Raw genomic sequence first — 18,347 nt, 5'->3', positions numbered from 1 at the left:
TTTTGTCACCCGGCCGGATACCGGCAGACATGAAGCGTCTCGCCCGGCTCGCCGGACTGCTGTTCTTCCTGGCCGGCCTGCCGTACGCGCTGTTCCTGTTGCTTTTAGGGTTGGTGCGACCCGAGGGCTCACCCGCCGAGAAACGCCCGCAAGAGCCGACAGTCAGCGTCGTGCTCCCGACGTACAACGAGGAGCGCATCGTCGAGAACAAGCTCGAAGACATCCTCGCGCTCGACTACCCGATGGAGAAAGTCGAAGTGGTCGTCGTCGACTCCAGCGACGACGCGACCCCCGACCTGGTCGAGGCGTTCTTCGCCGAGCGCGACGCGCCGACGCTGACGCTCCTGCGCGAGGACGAACGACGCGGACTCGCCATCGCGCTCAACGAGGCGTACGCGGCGGCCTCGAACGAGGTCGTCGTCAAGACCGACTGCGACTCCAAAATCGCGCCCGACGCGCTCCGCGAGGCGGTGGCGAACCTCGCCGACCCCGCGGTGCAGGGCGTCACCGGCCGCAACGTCGACGTGCTCGGCGGCAGCGAAGTCGAGGAGGGGTACCGCGACGTTCAGGCGCGGATTCAGACGCTCGAGTCGCACCTCGACTCGACGCTCATCTTCCACGGGCCGTTCTCGGCGTTCGAGCGCGACGCCATCGTCCCCATCGACGAGGACTCCATCGCCGACGACACCGAACTGGCGATGAAGATTCGGAAGAACGGCGGCCGCGTCGTCTTCGACCCGGCCATCCAGTATATGGAGGCGTCGCACTCGGCGTTCCGCAAGCGACGAAAGCAGAAGGACCGCCGCGCGATGGGCTTGGTTCGCCTGCTCTCTCGCAACCGCGACGCGCTGTTTCGCCACGGGCTGTACGGCTGGGTCGTCCTCCCGTTCAACTGGTGTTTCATGGTGCTGTCGCCGTGGGCCATCGCCGCGGGCATCGTCGCGTTCACGCTCGCGCTGGCGGCGTTCGGCGGCCCGCTCGCGCTCGCGGTTCCGGTGCTCCTCCTGTCGGTCGTCGCGCTCGGGTCGACGGAACGGCTCGGACCCGCACAGCCCGCGTACGCCCTGTTCGACACGCAGATATCGCTGTGGTGGGCGAGCGTCCGACTCCTCCAGGGCGAGGGCGGCCCCATCTGGGAGGTCGACGCCGAACTGCGCGAGCAGTACGAGTAGCGCCCCGCACTCCGATGAAGATTCTTCAAGTCACCCACCGTTATCCGCCCCGCGCGGGCGGCGTCGAGACGCACGTCCAGCGGGTCAGCGAGGAACTCGTCGCACGCGGCCACCGAGTCACCGTCGTCACCGCCGACGCCGGGTCAGACGTATCGCGACGCGAGCGTCGAAACGGCGTGAGAATCCGGCGGTGCCGGGGCGTCGCTCCCGGCGGCGCGTTCCACTTCGCGCCGGGCGTGGCGCGGGTCGTCGCCGACGCGGCCGCGGACGCCGACCTCGTTCACGCGCACAACTACCACTCGTTTCCGCTCGCGCTGGCTGCACTCGGCGCTAAGTCGCGGCCGTTCGTCGCCACGCCGCACTACCACGGTTCCAGCGCGGACGGCCTCCGCGACCGACTGCTCGGACTCTACCGGCCGGTTGGGAGAGAAGCGCTCCGCCGCGCCGACGCCGTCGTCGCGGTCAGCGAGTGGGAGAGGGAGCGATTGAAAGCGGATTTCGGTGTCGACGCGGCGGTGATTCCGAACGGCCTCGACGTGGACAGATTCGAGAACGCGACGCCGCTCGCCCGCGAGCGCCCACGGCCGTACCTGCTCGCGGTCGGCCGACTCGTCGAGTACAAGGGCGTCCAGCACGCGATTCGGGCGCTCGCCGCGCTCCCCGAGTACGACCTGCTCGTCGCCGGGAGCGGGCCGTATCGTCCGGAGCTGGAGACGCTCGCGCGCGACGTCGGCGTCGCCGACCGCGTCGAATTTCTGGGCTACGTCGACGACGACGACCTGCCGAACCTCTACGCGGGCGCGGCGGCGCATCTCGCGCTGTCGACGCACGAGGCGTACGGGATGACCGTCGCCGAGTCGCTCGCCGCCGGAACGCCCGCGCTCGTCAGGGAGGCGGGCGCGCTGGTCGACTGGGCCGGGCGGTCCGACTGTCTGGGAATCTCGCGCGTCGACCCCGAGACGGTGGCCGACGCCGTCCGGCGGGTGGTCGAACTCGACGCCCCTGCGACGCCGCTGCCGACGTGGGTCGAGGTGGTCGACGCGCTCGAATCGAAGTACCGTGCGCTTTTGTCCTCCGACGCGGAGGGTCGGCCATGAACGTCCTCCTCGTCACCGTCGACTCGCTGCGGGCCGACCGGGTGAACGACCGGGTGATGCCCTTCGCCCGGTCGTTCGCAGACGGCGCGCTGGAGTTCACCGACTGCGTCGCCAACGGGCCGTCGACGCCCGCGTCGTTCCCGGCGATTCACGCCAGTCGACACTTCGCCAGCATCGAAGGGCTGGGAATCCCCGAAGCGGGGGGAAACGACCGAGCCGAGAGCGTCGTCACGCTCGCCGAGCAGTTCCGAAAAAACGGTTACGCGACGGCGGGCTTCACGGACAACCACTTCGCCAGCGGCAGTTACCACTACGACCGCGGCTTCGATCTGATGCACGACGCCAGCGGGTCGGCGGAGGCGGGAAAGCTCAAGCAGTTCGTCCAGTCGAACCTCGACAAAGACGGTCCGCTCTTTCGCAGCATCGAGCGCGTCTACAACCGCGTCGACGCCGCGATGGCAACCGCGTCGAGCGGCGACGCCAGCGAGTACGAGCGCGCCGAGTCACTGAACCGGCGGTTCCTCGACTGGGTCGACACCGTGCCCGAGGAGCAACCGTGGTTCGCGTGGCTGCACTACATGGACGTCCACCACCCCTACGAGGCCCCCGGGGAGTACCAGCGGCGGTTCCTCGACTCCCCCCGCAGCGTCGCCGACTGTCGCCGGCTCTCGCGGAAGGGGACCCACCACCCCGAGGAGATGACCGACGCCGAGTGGGAGACGATTCGCCGCCTCTACGACGCCGAATGCGCCTACACCGACGACCAGTTCGAGGCACTCGTCGGCGCGCTGGAGGAGCGAGGAGTCCGCGAGGAGACCGCGGTCTGTCTCACCGCCGACCACGGCGAACTCGTCGGCGAACACGACCACGCCGGTCACCCGCCGGAGTTCTGGGAGGGCGTCGTCCGCGTGCCGTTCGTCCTCGACGGAGTCGGCGGCGACGAAACAGGAAAACAGACCGTCGACGGGCAGATTCGGCTGCTCGACACCGCGCCGACGCTCGCCGAGGCGGTCGGCGTCGACGCCCCGTCGGCGTGGCAGGGCGAGTCGGCGCTCGAACTCGCCCGCGGCGAGGTCGACGCCCGCGAGTACGCTTTCGGCGACGTGGGTCGGCAGGTCGACTACGGGCGCTGTTACGCCCGGCGTGCCGACGGCTGGAAACTGCTCCGCCACGCCGACGACGGCGAGTTCTTCTTCCAGATTCGGGAGACGCCCGAGGAGCGTCCGGAGGACGACCGCCGGGAGTCGAACCCGGCAGAGTACGAGGCGCTGAGCGAGGCGTTAGACGAGCACCGAGAACAGATGCGGCGCCTCCGCGGCGGCGACGTCGCCGTCGACGAGGACGACGAGATGGTCGAGAAACACCTGCGGGATTTGGGGTACATGGAATGACGCTTGGCGACTGGCTCTCCGACACGAGAGAAAGAGTCCGAGACGACGGCGTCGCAGGCCTCCGCGAGAGCGGCTACGAACTGTATCTCGGAGGCTTACGCCGCGTCAACGAGTTCTACCCCGAGGGAACGAACGTGTACGACCGCGAGTGGGACGCGCTAATTCTCCTCGACGCCTGTCGTGTCGACCTGATGCGCGAAGTCGCCGACGAGTATCCGTTCCTGAATCGTCCCAGTGAACTCGTGTCGGTCGGCAGTTCCTCTATCGACTGGATGGAGCGGACGTTCACCCAGGGGCGAGGAGAGGAGATGCGCCGGACGGCGTACGTCACCGGCAATCCGTTCAGCCACCGCGTGCTCTCCGAAGGCGACCTTTTGCGCCTTGACGACGTGTGGCGCTACGCGTGGGACGATGACGCCGGGACGATTCCGGCGCGACCCATCACCGACCGCGCCATCGCAGCAGGAAGAGAGACGGACGCCGACCGCCTCGTCGTCCACTACATGCAACCGCACTTCCCGTCGGTGCCGGACCCCCTCGGCGGCGGGATGAACAGCGAGACGCTCGGCGAGGGTGCCGGGTGGGACTCGCCGTGGGACCGGCTGCAACGCGGCGAACTCACCGAGGGGCGGGTGTGGGAGAGTTACCGGGAGAACCTCCGGTACGTGCTCGACGACGTTTCCCTCCTGCTCGAAAATCTCGACGCCGAGCGGGTCGTCATCAGCGCCGACCACGGCAACGCGAAGGGCGAGTGGGGCGTCTACGGCCACCCGAAAGTGCCCATTCCGTCGGTTCGGCGGGTGCCGTGGTACGAGACGACCGCCGAGGACGAGGGGACGCACGAACCCGAAACGGAGCGAAACGTCGAGCGCGGCGCTATCGAGGAGAAACTGGGCGCGCTCGGCTATCTCTGAGTGTCTAAGACGTTTTCAGTCGATGTAGCCGAGGTTCGTCAGCCGCTCCTGCACGTCACTCATGCTGCCGTCATCCTTCTCTCCGGTGACGGTGACGCCTTCTCTGTCGGCGAGGTGCGCGCGGAGCACCGCTTCGAGTTCCTCGGGGTGGTCGCCCCAGCGGTCCTCGCGCTCCAGCGGGTCGTTGGGTCGGAAGAAGGCGTGCCAGCCGGTGTCGGGGTGGTGAAGCACTTTCCACTCCTCGCCGACGGCGGCCGCGCGGGCGTCGCCCTCGCCCGCGAGATTCTCGACGACCACGGACCCTCTCCGTTCTCGCTCGTCGCCGAGCAACGACGGTCGGTCGGCGAGGCGTTCGTCGCTCCCGGCGATGTCGAGGATGGTGCTCCCGAGGTCGAGCAGCGTGTGCGGACCCTCGATTCTCCCCGTCTCGCCGACGTTTCGCATCACCAGCGGGACGCGGGTGAGCGTGTCGTACATCCGCTGGGAGGAGTGGCCGTACTCGCCGTGCTCGCCGAGTTCGTCGCCGTGGTCGCTGTGGACGACCAGCGCCGCGTCGTCGTTGTCCGTTTCTTCGAGGAGGCCGTCCAACTTCCGGAGGAACGCGTCGGCGTGGCGAATCTCGTTGTCGTAGGCGTTGACGATGGCCGGACGACGGTCGCCGGTCCGCTCGGGGTACCGTCGCATGACGTAGTTCCACGCGTGTGCGCCGCGGAACCCCGGTTGCTCCCACTCGCGGTACTCCGGCGGCGCACACCACGGGTGGTGCGTGTCGACGAGTAAGACCCAGAGAAACCACGGTTCGGGCGCTTCGCGGACGAACTGCTCCACGTCGTCCCACATCCGCTCCCACTCGACGTACGACGGCGTCTTCAGCGCGATGTTGCGGCCGTGGATGACCGCGCCGGCGACGCCGAGGCGGCGCAGCGTCGGCAGCAGTCGCTCTTTCTTTACTCGATTCCACCACTTCGCCGAGTCGGAGTCGCCGTCGGACTCGGTGACGACGTTGTCCTTGTACACGTCCCACCCGCGGTCCCAGCCGTAAAAGCGGCTCATGAGCGCGTTCGAGTGGACCGCACCGGTGTGGTAGCCGGCCTCGGAGAGCGCCTCCGAGAGCAGGCGGCGGTCGGCGTTGGCCGCCTTCCAGTCCGCGGGTTCGATGGACTGTTGGGTCGCGTCGGCGTGCGCGCCCGTGAACGCGCCGGTGAAACTCGTGATGGTACCGACGCCCGGTACCTGCGCGTCCTCGAAGACGAGGCCGTCGGCGGCGACGCTCGTCAGATACGGGGCGGTCTCGCGCTCGTAACCGTGCGTCGAGAGGTGGTCGGCGCGGACGCTGTCCCACGAGACGAGGAGGGTGTTCGGGCGGTCGGACATACCCGAGAGTCGTCGGCGTCTCGTTTGTATTTTGTGAGTTTCCGAGGAATCGTAGTCGTGCGCCCGCGAACTCAGTCCAGATATCCCAAATCGCGTAGCGTCTCCTGCACTTCGTCGCCCGCCGTGTCGCCGCCGCCGGACGTCGCCGTCGCCGGCCCCTCCTCGACGCTGCGCTGCTGGGGTTCGCCGATGAGAATCGCCCGCAGGACGTCGCCGTCGATGTCTCGGGGGACCGGCGCGCCGAACCAGTGGAGGATGGTCGGTGCGAGGTCGTACAGCGTGCAGTCGAACCGGCCGGAGCTGAACCCGTCGCCCCACGCACCGAAGACGCCCTGCCTGCGGTGCGTCGCCAACCACTCGGTCCGCTCGCCGAAGACGCGACCGCCGACGGCCTCGGGCGCGTCGACGCCCGTCGCGTACTCGACGACGAGGTCCGGCGCGCGGTGCAGCTCGCCCGTGTAGACGTCGTCGGGTTCGTGAACCGCCGATACAACGGGGTCGCCGTCGGGCGTCTCCAGCGACGAGAGCGCCTCCGACAGCGACGCCCGGTAGGTCTGTTTCGCCGCGTCGCTCTCGAAGGCGGCGTCGTTCAGGTAGATGGGGCCGCGGCCGAGCGAGATGGCTCTCGTCTCCGACCAGTCGATGGGCGCGTCCTGGATGGCGACGCGACCGCTCTCGCTGGGGAAGAAGCGCTGCAAGGATTCGGGAATCAACCCCTGCGCGAGGTTGACGAGGCCGAGGCGGTCGACGAGGCGCTTGAGTCGCTCGCGTGTGATGCCGACGGAGGCGAGCGCGTCGCGGCCGCCCGCGTCGTCGACGGCGAGGTCGCCGCGCTCTACGAGCCACTGGTTGACGAGAAACGTCTCGTCTATCTCGGTGAACCCGTGGTCGCTCATCAGAAACACCGCCTCGGCGTCCTCGCGGTCGAGCAGCGCCGCGATGCGGCGATCGATGCGTTCGTACAGTTCCCGAATCATCTCGGGCCGGTCCCAGAGCCGGTGCTGGACCGTGTCGGTGACGAAGACGGTGAGGTGGACGAGGTCGCACGCTTTCTCGTCGGCGAACCACTCGGCGGCGTCGAAGCGCTGGTCGGCGAGCGTCTTCGCCTCCGAGACGAGTTCCTCGGGCGACGCCTCGTCGAGGACGAGGTCGGGTTTCGTCCGGTAGTCCGGCACCGCGTCGAGGAGTTCGGTTTTCAACGATGCCGGTTTCGTGAACTCGCCGCGCTCGGAGGCGGGACTGCCGGCGACGGTCAGCACGCCGTCGTCGGTGTTCGGCGGGTGCGTCGTCGGCATGTTGACGACGGCGGGGGTGAATCCCTCGTCGGCCAACACGTCCCAGTACTCCCGCGAGCGGAAGTTCGAGGAGTCGTTCGTCGTTATCGACTGCGACTCGCGGTCGAAGCCGAACCACTCGTAGACGCCGAGCTTGCCGGGCGTCTTGCCGGTCGAGTAGCACTTCCAGGCGGGGAAAGTGATCGGCGGGAGCGTACTCTCTAAGTTCCCGGAGACGCCCTCGTCGGCGATACGGGCGAATCCCGGGAGGTCACCCGCGTCGATACCGTCGCGGAGCAACGACCAGTCGGCCCCGTCGAGTCCGACGACGTAGACGGTCATGTCCGGGCTATCGGCACACCCGCGTTAAAGTGCTTCGAGTACGGTATCGAACGCCTCAGCGAAGCCGTTCGTGCGGCTCTCGGCGTCGAACGTCGCCCCGCGCTCCCGAGCGCGCGACGAGAGGTCTCGTCGCTCCGAGCCGTCGCGCTCGAAGTACGCGACGACGCCCGCAGCGAGCGCCTCGGGAGCGGGGTCGACGACGAGTTCGGGCGAGAGCGCGCGGGCCTCCGACCGCGTCCCCGTCGTCTCGGTGACCAGCGGCGGCAACCCGGCTCGCATCGCTTCGAGCACGCTCACGGGGAAGGTGTCCATCCGCGACGGCTGAACGTACAGCGAGGCGGGCGCGAAGGCGTCCGCGAGGTTCTCGACGTAACCGCGGACCTCGACGCCGGGCGTCTCGGCGTACGACTCGGGGTGACCGCCGCCGACGACGTGCAGTTCCGCGTCGGGAACCGACTCGCGGACCGTCGGCCACGCCTCGACGAGCATGTCGACGCCCTTGTAGCGCCACGGGCGGCCGACGGTGACGGCGACGTCGTCGTCGAGCGCGGGGGAGACGCCGCCGAGCGCGTCGTACACCTTCGGTTGGATGAACGGGTGAGCGACTTCGATGGGCGTGTCGGGGCCGACGACGGGTCGCGTGAACTCGGCGGCGAACTCGGAGACGGCGACGACGCCGTCGATAAACCGAGAGCCGACCGCGCCGACGGCCGGTTTGCCGAAGCGACCGACGAGCGATTTGAACCCCGAACTCCCCTCGAACTCCGACTGGCCGAGGCTGTAGAGGCCGTGGTCGGCGCAGAGGTAGACGAGCTTCGAGCGACGGACCGCACGGTGGGCGAGCGCCGCGTACAGCGGCCGAGAGCCTTCGACGAGATACACGTCGTACGAGGGGTAACGAAGCCCGTTGTACACGTCGCCGACGAGGCTGTCGGAGAGCGGGCCGAGCGAGTGTCGCTGGAAGTCGACCAGGTCGGCATCGATGGCCTCGGCGAAGCCGCGGTGGGCGGGGTGGGGGTCCTGATACAGCATCGCGACCCGTGCGGTCCGTCGATTCACGGGAGAAGCGGCGAGCGAGAGGGGTATAAATCCGCTGGACTCCGCCGGACGCCGCCGCGCCGTCGACGGCGGTTCTGACACGCAAACGATATTACCGTTCCTCCGAAACGACCGTTATGGACTCTCCGCCCAACGTCCTCCTCGTCGTCTGCGACACCCTCCGCGTCGACGCCCTCTCCCGTTACGCCGACGACGCGCCGCCGACGCCGAACCTCGACCGCCTCGCCACCGAGGGGACGACGTTCGAGAACGCGTTCGCCGTCGGGTCGTGGACGCCGCCCTCGCACGGCGCGCTGTTCACCGGCCGGTATCCCTCCGAGACGGGGTTCGCCGGCGCGTGGCCCTCGCTGTCGGACGACGAGACCACGATGGCCGAACGGTTCCGCGACGCCGGATACGACACCATCGGGATTCCGGGGCCGTCGAAGATGGGGTCGCCGGTCGGTCTCGACCGCGGCTTCGACGAGTACTACGAGGTGTACGAGGAGATGGCGAAGCGACCCTCGCTGCGGTATCTCGGACAGCTGCTCACCGACGAGTTCGTCCGCCGCGACTTCGCGCGCCTCGCCACCCGCGGCAACGACTACTACACAGAAATCAAGCTGGAGAAGCTCCGCCGGTTCGTCGCCGAGGCCGACGCGCCGTGGTTCGCGATGGCGAATCTCACTACCGTTCACGCGCCGTACCGGGTGCCGAAGCCGTACATGCGCGAGGAGACGCCCGAGTTGCGCAGACCGTTCTTCCCGCTGCTGGAGGAGTTTCGCCCGTCGGCGGTGCGGTTCGACCGCGACGACGTACGGCCCGAGCGGCTGTTCGCGGCGGCCGACGGCGCGTCGGCGACCAGCATCGCGATGCGGCAGTACGAGACCGGCGAGTATCTCACGGACGCGGAGCTCTCGGTGCTCAGGGCGTGGTACCGCGCCTGCGTCCGGTATCTGGACGCCCGACTCGGCGACCTGTTCGACTGGCTCGACGAGACGGGCCGGCGCGGGGAGACCCACATCGTCCTCACCTCCGACCACGGCGAGTGCTTCGGCGAGCACGGAACGATGTACCACGGGTACTTCCTCCACGACGAGTTGCTGCACGTTCCGCTGGTCGTCAGCGGTCCCGAAGTCCCCGCCGGAGAGCGCCGCTCGGACCTCGTCTCGCTCGTCGACGTGTTCGACACGCTCTGCGACCTCTCGGGCGTCTCGGCCCCGGAGGCGACGAGCGGGCGGGCGCTGTTCGCCCGCGACGCGGACGACGGGAACGAGTCGAACGACGACGGGCGCGACGCGGTGTTCGCGGAGACGGCGGTTATGGACGAACGTGACCGGGAGGCCGCCGCAGAGGTGTCGAGGGAGACGCTTTCGGCGTTCGAGACGGGCAAGAAGTCGATTCGGACGGCGACACATCGCTTCGAGCGACGGTCGGACGGGAGCGAGCGACTGTACGACGTGCGGACTGGCGAAGAGACCGACGACCCGGCACTCGCGGATTCGTTGCGCGAGCGGTTGGTCGGGACGCTCGGCGAGGAGTTCGTCGTCGACGGGGAGGAAGAACGGGAGTACAGCGCGGGCGTCGAGCGGAACCTTCGGGAGCTCGGCTATCTCGAGTAGCCCGCCGTCGGTCGACCGGAGTGGACGCCTCCAACGAAGTAGATAGGGAACGTTTTAGCCACCAAGCCTGTGCGGGAAACCATGCGAACCCTGTTGGTCGGACTCGACGCCGCCAGTCTGCCCGTCCTTCGACCGCTGTTCGACGACGGGGACCTGCCGACGCTCCGCTCGCTGTTCGACGAGGGTGCGACCGCGCCGCTGGAGTCGCAGATTCCGCCGTGGACCGCGAGCGCGTGGCCCTCGCTGTACACGGGGAAGAACCCCGGGAAACACGGCGTCTTCGACTTCCTCTCCTTCGACGGCTACGAGTGGGACATCGTCAACTCGACGGACGTGAAGGCGCGGACGATGTGGGAGTACGCCGACGAGGCAGGCCTGACGAGCGTCGTCGTCAACGCGCCCGTCACCGACCCGCCGCGGGAGTTCGACGGCGCGCTCGTGCCGGGGTATCTGGCTGCCGAGAAACCGCGCTGTCACCCCGAGGGACTGCTCGACGACATCGAGGACGACGTGGGGCCGTACCGCGTCTACGCCGAACGAGAGACCGACGAACGCCGCAGCGACGAGGCGAAGTTCCGCGACTACGTCGAACTGAGCCACCTTCGAGGGCGAACGTTCCGCTATCTCGCCGACCGGTTCGACCCCGAGTTCGGCTTCGTTCAGTTCCAGAAAACCGACGCCGTCTTCCACGACTTCCCCGACGACCAGAGGAAAGTCCGCGACATCTACCGCGCCGTCGACGAGGAACTCGCCGAGATTCTCGACGCCTGCGACCCCGAGGTCGTCGTCGTCGCCAGCGACCACGGGATGGGCGAGTACGACGGCTACGAGTTCCGCGTCAACCAGTTCCTGAAGGAACAGGGCCGGGTCGTCACCGCCCGCGGCGGCCAGGACGTGCCCTCGTGGTTCCAGATCAAGGATAGCGAGTTGACCGACGAGTCCGAATCGAGTGAGGAAAACGGCGACAGCGGTACACAGCTACTCTCGGCCGTCGCCGCCGCCGCGGCGCGCGCAGGACTGACCTACCAGCGCGGAAAGGCGATTCTCGACCGCGTCGGTCTCGCGGAGTTCGTCGGCCGCCACGTTCCCGTTTCCGTCGTGTTCGCGGCCAGCGAGTCCGTCGATTTCGCCGCGTCGGAAGCCTATCTCCGCTCGCCCTCGGAGTTGGGGATTCGGCTCAACGTCGAAGGGAGAGAGCCCGACGGGGCGGTCCCCGCCGAAGCGTACGACGCGGTCCGCGAGGCGCTGATGGAGGAGTTGCGCGCAGCGACGACGCCCGACGGAGAGCCGGTGTTCGAGCGCGTCCTCCCCCGCGAGGAGGTGTTCGAGGGACCCTATGCCGAGGAAGCGGTCGACATTGTCACCGTCCCTACCGAATTCGAACACTCGCTGTCGGCACTCGTCGGCGAGCAGTTCGGCGACCCCGAACCGTGGAATCACAAACTCGACGGCGTGGTTTCGGTGTCGGGCGCGGACGTCGATGCCGACGCCGACCTCTCGGGCGCACATCTGTTCGACGTCGCGCCGACCGTGTTGGCGACGCTCGGTATCGCACCGGACGTCGAGATGGACGGCGAGACGCTCCCCTGTGTCTCCGGGCCGGAGCCGGAAGCGTATCCCGAGTTCGACGTGGGCGGACGGGCGCGGACCGACGACGACGAGGTGGCGAGTCGACTCGCGGATTTGGGGTATCTGGAGTGACTCGCCGCCCGAGAGACCGAACGGCTTTTACTCGGAACCCACATCGCTTCCGGCATGATTGTCCTCGGTCTGGACGGCGCGACCCACTCGCTGATTCGTCCGTGGGTCGACGCGGGACACCTCCCGACGTTCGCCCGCCTCTACGAGGAGAGCGTCCACGGCGACTTAGAGAGCACCATCCCGGAGATCACGGTTCCGGCGTGGCCCGCCTTCGCCACCGGTAGAAACCCCGAGCGACTCGACGTCTACGGCTTCACGCACTTCAACCGCGAGACGCGCGAGTTGGACCTGAGCCACGACGAGTTCGTCCCCGGAAAGATGTGGGACGTCGTCGACGACCAGGGCGGGCGCTGCGTCGTGTTCAACATCCCCGGGTCGTACCCGTGGCAGGCCATCGACGGCACGATAATCGCCGCCGCGCCCGAGTACAAAGAGAGTTACAGCTACCCCGAGGGGCGCTGGGAGGAGTTGGAGTCGGTCGTCGGCGACTACAAGCTCAGAAACGACGCGACCCCCGGAAGCCGGAACTACGTCGACCAGAGCCTCTCGCTCGTCGACAAACGCTTCGACGGCTTCGAGCACTTCATCGAGAAGGAGGAGCCCGAGTTGGCGGTCGGCCTCGTCCGCGCGACGGACCGCGTCGCCCACCACTACTGGGGGACGGACACGCTACCGCCCGCCGACGAGTCGAACCCGATATTCGAGGTGTACCGCCGCGTCGACGAGCGCCTCGGCGAGTTCCTCGACGCCCACGAAGACGAGGACGTCGTCGTGATGAGCGACCACGGCTTCGAGGCCGTCTCGAAGAAGTTCGCGCCGAACTACGCGCTGTCGCAGGCCGGACTCGTCCGCCTCAACGAGAGCGGCGACGGGAAGAAGCAGGCGCTCGGGAAACTCCGCGACGCCGCCAGCGACGCGCTCGGTCGGGTCGGCCTGCTGACGCTCGCGCGCAACGTCGTCCCCGAGAGCTACGTCGCCGACCTCCCGACTGGGTCGACGCTCGGCCTCGACAACGCCATCAGCCTCGGTCGCATCGACTGGGAGCGGACTCGCGCCGTCGCCGACGTCGGCCAGAAGACGACGATGGTGTACGCGCTCACCGACGACGCCGACGAGCGCGCTGAAATCGTCGCCGAAGCCCGCGAAGCACTCGTCGACTCGGCCGACGACGCCGGACTCGACGTGCGCTTCGTCGAACTCGACCGCGGCGGACCGCACACGCCGGACCTCACGATGGTCATCGAGACGCCCGAGGTCCACGCCTCCTCGCGGTTCGACGTGGAGTCGCCGCTGTTCGACGCCTCGACGAGCGGCCACGCTCGCAACGGCATCTTCTTCGCGCGCGGTCCGTCGTTCCGCACCGGCACCGTTGACGGCGCTCACATCACCGACATCGCGCCGACGGTGCTGCACGCGCTCGGCCGGGCGCTCCCGAACTCGATCGACGGCGACGTGCTGGACGTGTTCGCCGCCGGAAGCGACGCCGCGCAGCGAGAGCCCGAGTACTACGACTTCGCCGGCGAGAGCGCGGTCAACGAGGGCGGCGTCTCCGGCGACGACGAACGCGAGACGGAGGTCAAATCCCGCCTGCGTGAACTCGGCTACCTCGAATAATGAAGGTCGGCGCGGAGGTCTCGAAACGGTTTGTGGCGAACGTCTTCGGAACCGTCGCCGGATTCGCGGGGACGGTGTACTTCACGCGCCTCTTGGGGACGTCGGGTCTCGGCGTCTACGCCATCTTCACGAGTTTCCAGATGGCGGCGGCGACACTCGTGACGTTCGGGCTCTTCAGCGCGCTCACCAAGCGAGTCAGCGAGGGCGAGAACGAGGCCAAACACTTCACGAGCGGTGTCCTCATCGTCCTCGTCGGAACCGCCATCTCTGCCGTCGCGTTCGCGGCGGCCGCGCCGCTCGTCAACGGGATTCTCGACGCCGACGCCGCGCTGCTCGTCCCGCTCGGCATCCTCTCGTGGAGCCTCATGCGAGTGACCGGGGCGTTCCTCGAAGGGAAGGGGAAAGTGGCGCTGGTGGGCTTCATCGAGAACGGGCGCTACATCGTCATCGTCGGCATCCAGACCGCGCTGTTGCTCCTCGGGTACGAGGTGTACGCGCTGCTGTGGGGGCTCGTCCTCGGGCAGTTCGCGACGTTTCTCGTCGCCTACCTCGGCTACGCGCGCGTGATTCCCGCGTTCCCCTCGCGCGAACTCGTCGGAGACTTCCTCTCCTTCTCGAAGTACACCTACGTGCAGTCGCTCGGGTCGCAACTGTTCAAACAGGCCGACTACATCGTCCTCGGCCAGCTGTTCGGCAGCAGTGCGGCCGGGCTGTACAAGCTCTCGTTCACGCTGACGGAGGCGGCGATGCTGTTCTCGTCGGCGCTGTCGGACGTCTCGTTTCCGGAGTTCTCGCGGCTCGAAGCGAATGACCGCGCCGAGCGCATCCGCGAACTGCTCGCCAAGTCGGTGACGTACGCCGGCTTGTTCGCCATCCCGGCCATCGGCGGCGGCCTCATCGTCGGCAACGACATCCTCTCGGTTATCTACGACGTCGACCCCGGAACGGTCTCGCTCGGCGCCGTCGGCGCCGTCGGCGTCGGTAACCTCCTCATCGCCGTGCTGGCGCTGGCGAACCTCTCGAACGGCTACCGGAGCGTCCTCGAATCGTACTTCCTCGGGACGAACCGTCCGCGAATCAGCGCGCTGAGTTCGGTCGTGCTCATCGCGACGTACGCCGTTTTCGTCCTCCCGCTGGCCGAACTGGCCGGCACTATCGGACTCGGCCTCGTGACCACACTCAGCTTCGGCGGGAGCTGTCTGCTGCTGTGGTGGAGTCTCGAGTACAGACCCACTCGAGAACTGCTCGCCGACGTGGGCAGCCAGGTGGCGGCGACGCTGTCGATGATGCTCGTCGTCGGCGCCGTTTACGCGCTTCTCGGGGGCATCTCGGGACTGTTCACGCTCGGCGTCGTGCTCGGCGTCGGCGGCCTCGCGTACTTCGCCTCGTTGCTCGTGACGAACGGTCGACTCAGAAACGACGCGTGGTGGGTCGTACAGGACCTGAGAGGCGAGATTCGCTAACGCTCGAAGAGTCCCGTATCATAAGGCTTATGCGGGTTTTCCCAGTCCTTTCGGCCAATGAGTCATCGAACAGAGAGCGTCGAGGAGACTGAGAACTCCTACCTCGACCGCCTCGAAGACTGGTACCACGTCCCCGCCCTCCTGGGTGTGGTTGCCGTCATGCTCTACTACCGGTTGCAGGGCTACGGCAACTACATCGAGAACGGTACCGTCGTCTTCTCGGGCAACGACGCCTGGTACCACCTCCGCGAAGTCGAATACGCCGTCAGACACTGGCCCTTCACGATGCCGTTCGACCCCTGGACTTACTTTCCGTACGGCACCTATCAGGGACAGTTCGGGACCCTGTACGACCAGATCGTCGCCACCGTCGCGCTGGTCATCGGCCTCGGTAGCCCGAGCGACCAACTCGTCGCCAAGACGCTGCTCGTCGCGCCCGCGGTCTTCGGCGCGCTGACCGCGATTCCGGTGTACTACATCGGCAAACGGCTCGCCGGCCGGTTCGCCGGTCTGTTCGGCGCGGTCATCCTGATGCTGCTGCCGGGGTCGTTCCTCCGACGCTCGCTGGTCGGCGTCTCCGACCACAACGGCGTCGAGCCGCTGTTCATGGCCGTCGCCGTTCTGGCGTTCATGGTCGCGTTCACCGTCGCCGAGCGCGAGAAACCCATCTGGGAACTCGTCGACGCTCGCGACCGCGACGCGCTCCGCTCGCCGCTGAAGTGGTCCGCCCTCGCCGGCGTCGCCCTGGCGATGTACATGTGGGTGTGGCCGCCGGGCGTCCTCCTCGTCGGTATCGTCGGGACGTTCCTCGTCGTGAAGATGGTGAGCGACACCGTCAACGGCGAGTCGCCCGAACCCATCGCCTTCGTGGGCGCGGTGTCGATGGGCGTCGCGGGCCTCTTCATGCTCCTCCGCATCGACACGTTCGAGTTCAGCGCGACGCAGTTCTCGCTCATCCAGCCGGTGCTGGCGTTCGCCGTCGGTGCGGGGTCGGTGTTCCTCGCGTGGCTCGCCCGCGAGTGGGAGTCGCGCGACCTCTCTATCGCGCTGTACCCGGTCGCCGTCGGCGGCGCGATCGTCGTCTCGCTCGGCCTCATGGCCGTCGTGCTCCCGGACGCGTTCCAGCAGCTGACGAACAACTTCAACCGGATTCTCGGCTTCAGCGCCGGTGCGCGAACCCGGACCATCAGCGAGGCGCAGCCGTTCCTCGACCCGAACACCCTCTCGCAGTTCGGGACGACGGCGACGATGCAACTGCTCAGCGAGTACGGCCTCGCCATCTTCACCGGCGTCGCGGCGGCGACGTGGATGCTCGCGAAGCCGCTGCTGCGCGGTGCGGACCCGCGTAAGGTCGGGTACGTCGCCGGCTCCGTCGCCGTCGTCGGCCTCCTGTACCTCGTCCCCGCGGTGCCGAAAGCCGTCGGCGGCGCGCTCGGCATCGACCACGCCCTTCTGGGTCTCGTCGTCGTCTTCGGGCTCATCGTCGGTGCGACGCTCCTGACGACGTACCGGGCCGAACACCTGCTCGTCGTCGTCTGGGCGGCGTTTCTGACCGCGGCGGCGTTCACGCAGCTGCGTTTCAACTACTACCTCGCGCTCGTCGTCGTCGTGATGAACGCGTTCTTCCTCGGAGAGGTGCTCGGCTATCTCGGCCTTCGGAAATCCATCGCGCGCGCCACCGACGACATCGAAGCGTACCAGGTGCTCGCCGTCGCGACGGTCATCGTGCTCGTGCTCACGCCGGTGCTTCTCGTTCCCCTCGGGGGAGGCCAGGGCGCACAGACGGCGACAGCCCAGCAGATCGGGGCCGCGAACCAGCCCGGCGCGTACACGCAGTGGCAGGGGAGCCTCGAGTGGATGGCGAACAACACGCCCGCGGAAGGCGACTACGGCGGCGCTGGTAACGCCGACCAGTTCGGCTACTACGACCGCTTCGAGCGCCCCGCCGACGGCGACTACGACTACCCCGAGGGGGCCTACGGCGTCATGTCCTGGTGGGACTACGGCCACTGGATAACGATGGGCGCAGAGCGGATACCGAACGCGAACCCGTTCCAGCAGGGCGCGACCGCCGCGGCGAACTTCCTGCTCGCGCCGAGCGAGGAGCGGTCCGAAGAGGTGCTCGCCAGCCAGAGCACCGAAGGCAACCAGACGCGCTACGTGATGGTCGACTGGCAGATGGTGACGCCGGGCGAGAAGTTCGGCGCGCCGACCGTCTTCTACGACGACGAGGAGAACATCTCGCAGTCGGACTTCTACCAGCGCGTCTACGCCGAAGGGTTCAGAGGGAGCTTCTTCCTCAAGGACCAGCGCTACTACGACAGTACGATGGTCCGTCTGTACGAGTACCACGGCAGCGCGATGGACCCCCAGCCGTTCGTCGTCGACTGGGAGCCGACCCCCGCCGTGAACCAGCAGACCGGCGAGGAGGTCACCGTGCCGACGCCCGCCGGCGAGGGTGAGAACGCGACGCTGTTGCGGACGTTCGACAACATGAGCGCCGCCCGCGACTTCGTCGAGGAGGACGGCACCGCCCAGGTCGGCGGCGTCGGGCCGTACCCCGAAGAGCGCGTCGAGGCGATGGAACACTACCGCCTCGTGAAGGCCAGCGAGTCGTCGGCGACGCAGTCGCAGTCGTACTTCCGCCAACTGCTCAGCACCGGCCAGATAACGGGACTGAACGCGCAGTTCCTGACGCAGACGCCGCCGCAGTGGGTCAAGACGTTCGAGCGCGTCCCCGGCGCAACGGTCGAAGGTAGCGGCGCACCCGCCAACAGCGAAGTTCGCGCGGCGGTCCAGATGGAGATGACTGGGAACCAGACGTTCACCTACGTCCAGTACGCCGAGACGGACGCCGACGGCGACTTCGAGCTCACGCTGCCGTACTCGACGACCGGCTACGACGAGACGGGCGACGAATACACGAACGTCAGCGTCCGCGCGACCGGTCCGTACTACGTCAGCACGCAGGCGACCGAGAACGAGTCGGGCGATTCGGTCGTCTACGACGGGACGGTCGACGTCTCCGACGCGAAGGTCGTCGGCGAGGACGGCAGTCCCGCGACCGTCGAACTGACCGAGTCGCCTGTCCAAGACGGGGGCGACGACTCCGGCAACGAGACGGTCGGTAACGGGACGGTCGACAACGCCACCGGCGAGAACCCCTTCGGCAACGAGAGCGTCGAGGGCGAGTCGGGCAACGAGACCGGCAACTCGACCTCGTCGAACGAGTCGACCGCCGGTGACGACTCCGAGAACAGCACGTCGCTCGCCGCTTCCGACGCGACGACCGCTCGCGGCGCGGCGACCGCACTGGTGACCGCTCCGGCGGCGGTGTGGGGCTAA

The 18,347-nt window shown here is 67.9% G+C and carries 12 protein-coding genes; 9 read left to right on the top strand and 3 right to left on the bottom strand.

The window, feature by feature from the left end:
* Window positions 1-29: 29 nt before the first annotated feature.
* Genes DV709_RS01150 through DV709_RS01135 form a run of 4 tightly spaced genes read left to right on the top strand, consistent with a single transcriptional unit; the run spans window position 30 to window position 4,574 of the window.
* The gene (locus tag DV709_RS01150; protein WP_117591153.1) at window positions 30-1,172 is read left to right on the top strand and encodes a glycosyltransferase; all 1,143 of its coding nucleotides are present in this window, start codon (window positions 30-32) and stop codon (window positions 1,170-1,172) included.
* Window positions 1,173-1,186: 14 nt separating this feature from the next.
* A complete protein-coding gene (locus tag DV709_RS01145; protein WP_117591152.1) occupies window positions 1,187-2,269 on the top strand; it encodes a glycosyltransferase family 4 protein in 1,083 nt (360 codons plus the stop codon).
* Window positions 2,266-3,660: a sulfatase-like hydrolase/transferase gene (locus DV709_RS01140; RefSeq protein ID WP_117591151.1), complete on the top strand. Its 1,395-nt coding sequence runs from the start codon at window positions 2,266-2,268 to the stop codon at window positions 3,658-3,660. Before DV709_RS01145 ends, DV709_RS01140 begins: the two co-directional genes overlap by 4 nt.
* A complete protein-coding gene (locus DV709_RS01135; protein ID WP_117591150.1) occupies window positions 3,657-4,574 on the top strand; it encodes a hypothetical protein in 918 nt (305 codons plus the stop codon). The genes DV709_RS01140 and DV709_RS01135 overlap by 4 nt, the downstream gene beginning before the upstream one ends.
* A gap of 15 nt (window positions 4,575-4,589) precedes the next feature.
* On the opposite strand, the gene DV709_RS01130 is transcribed toward DV709_RS01135, so the two are convergent.
* The 3 genes from DV709_RS01130 to DV709_RS01120 all read right to left on the bottom strand — a co-directional run bounded on the left by DV709_RS01130 (window position 4,590) and on the right by DV709_RS01120 (window position 8,623).
* Complete coding sequence (locus DV709_RS01130; RefSeq protein ID WP_117591149.1) at window positions 4,590-5,948, bottom strand: sulfatase-like hydrolase/transferase; 1,359 nt, start codon at window positions 5,946-5,948, stop codon at window positions 4,590-4,592.
* Window positions 5,949-6,019: 71 nt separating this feature from the next.
* The gene (locus DV709_RS01125; protein WP_117591148.1) at window positions 6,020-7,564 is read right to left on the bottom strand and encodes an alkaline phosphatase family protein; all 1,545 of its coding nucleotides are present in this window, start codon (window positions 7,562-7,564) and stop codon (window positions 6,020-6,022) included.
* Window positions 7,565-7,588: 24 nt separating this feature from the next.
* Window positions 7,589-8,623 (bottom strand): glycosyltransferase family 4 protein, encoded by a 1,035-nt coding sequence (locus DV709_RS01120; RefSeq protein WP_117591147.1) that lies wholly within the window; start codon window positions 8,621-8,623, stop codon window positions 7,589-7,591.
* Window positions 8,624-8,739: 116 nt separating this feature from the next.
* Here DV709_RS01120 and DV709_RS01115 point away from each other — a divergent pair, with 116 nt between their 5' ends.
* From DV709_RS01115 to DV709_RS01095, 5 genes are all read left to right on the top strand, one after another.
* Entirely contained in the window at window positions 8,740-10,224 is a 1,485-nt protein-coding gene (locus DV709_RS01115; RefSeq protein WP_117591146.1) for a sulfatase, read from the top strand.
* A gap of 81 nt (window positions 10,225-10,305) precedes the next feature.
* Entirely contained in the window at window positions 10,306-11,925 is a 1,620-nt protein-coding gene (locus tag DV709_RS01110; protein ID WP_117591145.1) for an alkaline phosphatase family protein, read from the top strand.
* Between the two features lie 54 nt (window positions 11,926-11,979).
* Entirely contained in the window at window positions 11,980-13,539 is a 1,560-nt protein-coding gene (locus tag DV709_RS01105; protein WP_117591144.1) for an alkaline phosphatase family protein, read from the top strand.
* Between the two features lie 32 nt (window positions 13,540-13,571).
* Entirely contained in the window at window positions 13,572-15,002 is a 1,431-nt protein-coding gene (locus tag DV709_RS01100; protein WP_232819683.1) for an oligosaccharide flippase family protein, read from the top strand.
* 57 nt (window positions 15,003-15,059) lie between these two features.
* Complete coding sequence (locus tag DV709_RS01095) at window positions 15,060-18,347, top strand: oligosaccharyl transferase, archaeosortase A system-associated (RefSeq protein WP_117591142.1); 3,288 nt, start codon at window positions 15,060-15,062, stop codon at window positions 18,345-18,347.

The sequence above is a fragment of the Haloprofundus halophilus genome (assembly GCF_003439925.1).
In the GTDB taxonomy this organism is placed as follows: domain Archaea; phylum Halobacteriota; class Halobacteria; order Halobacteriales; family Haloferacaceae; genus Haloprofundus; species Haloprofundus halophilus.
Note: the sequence above shows the minus strand (reverse complement) of the source record. Positions and strands in the feature narration are given on the sequence as shown.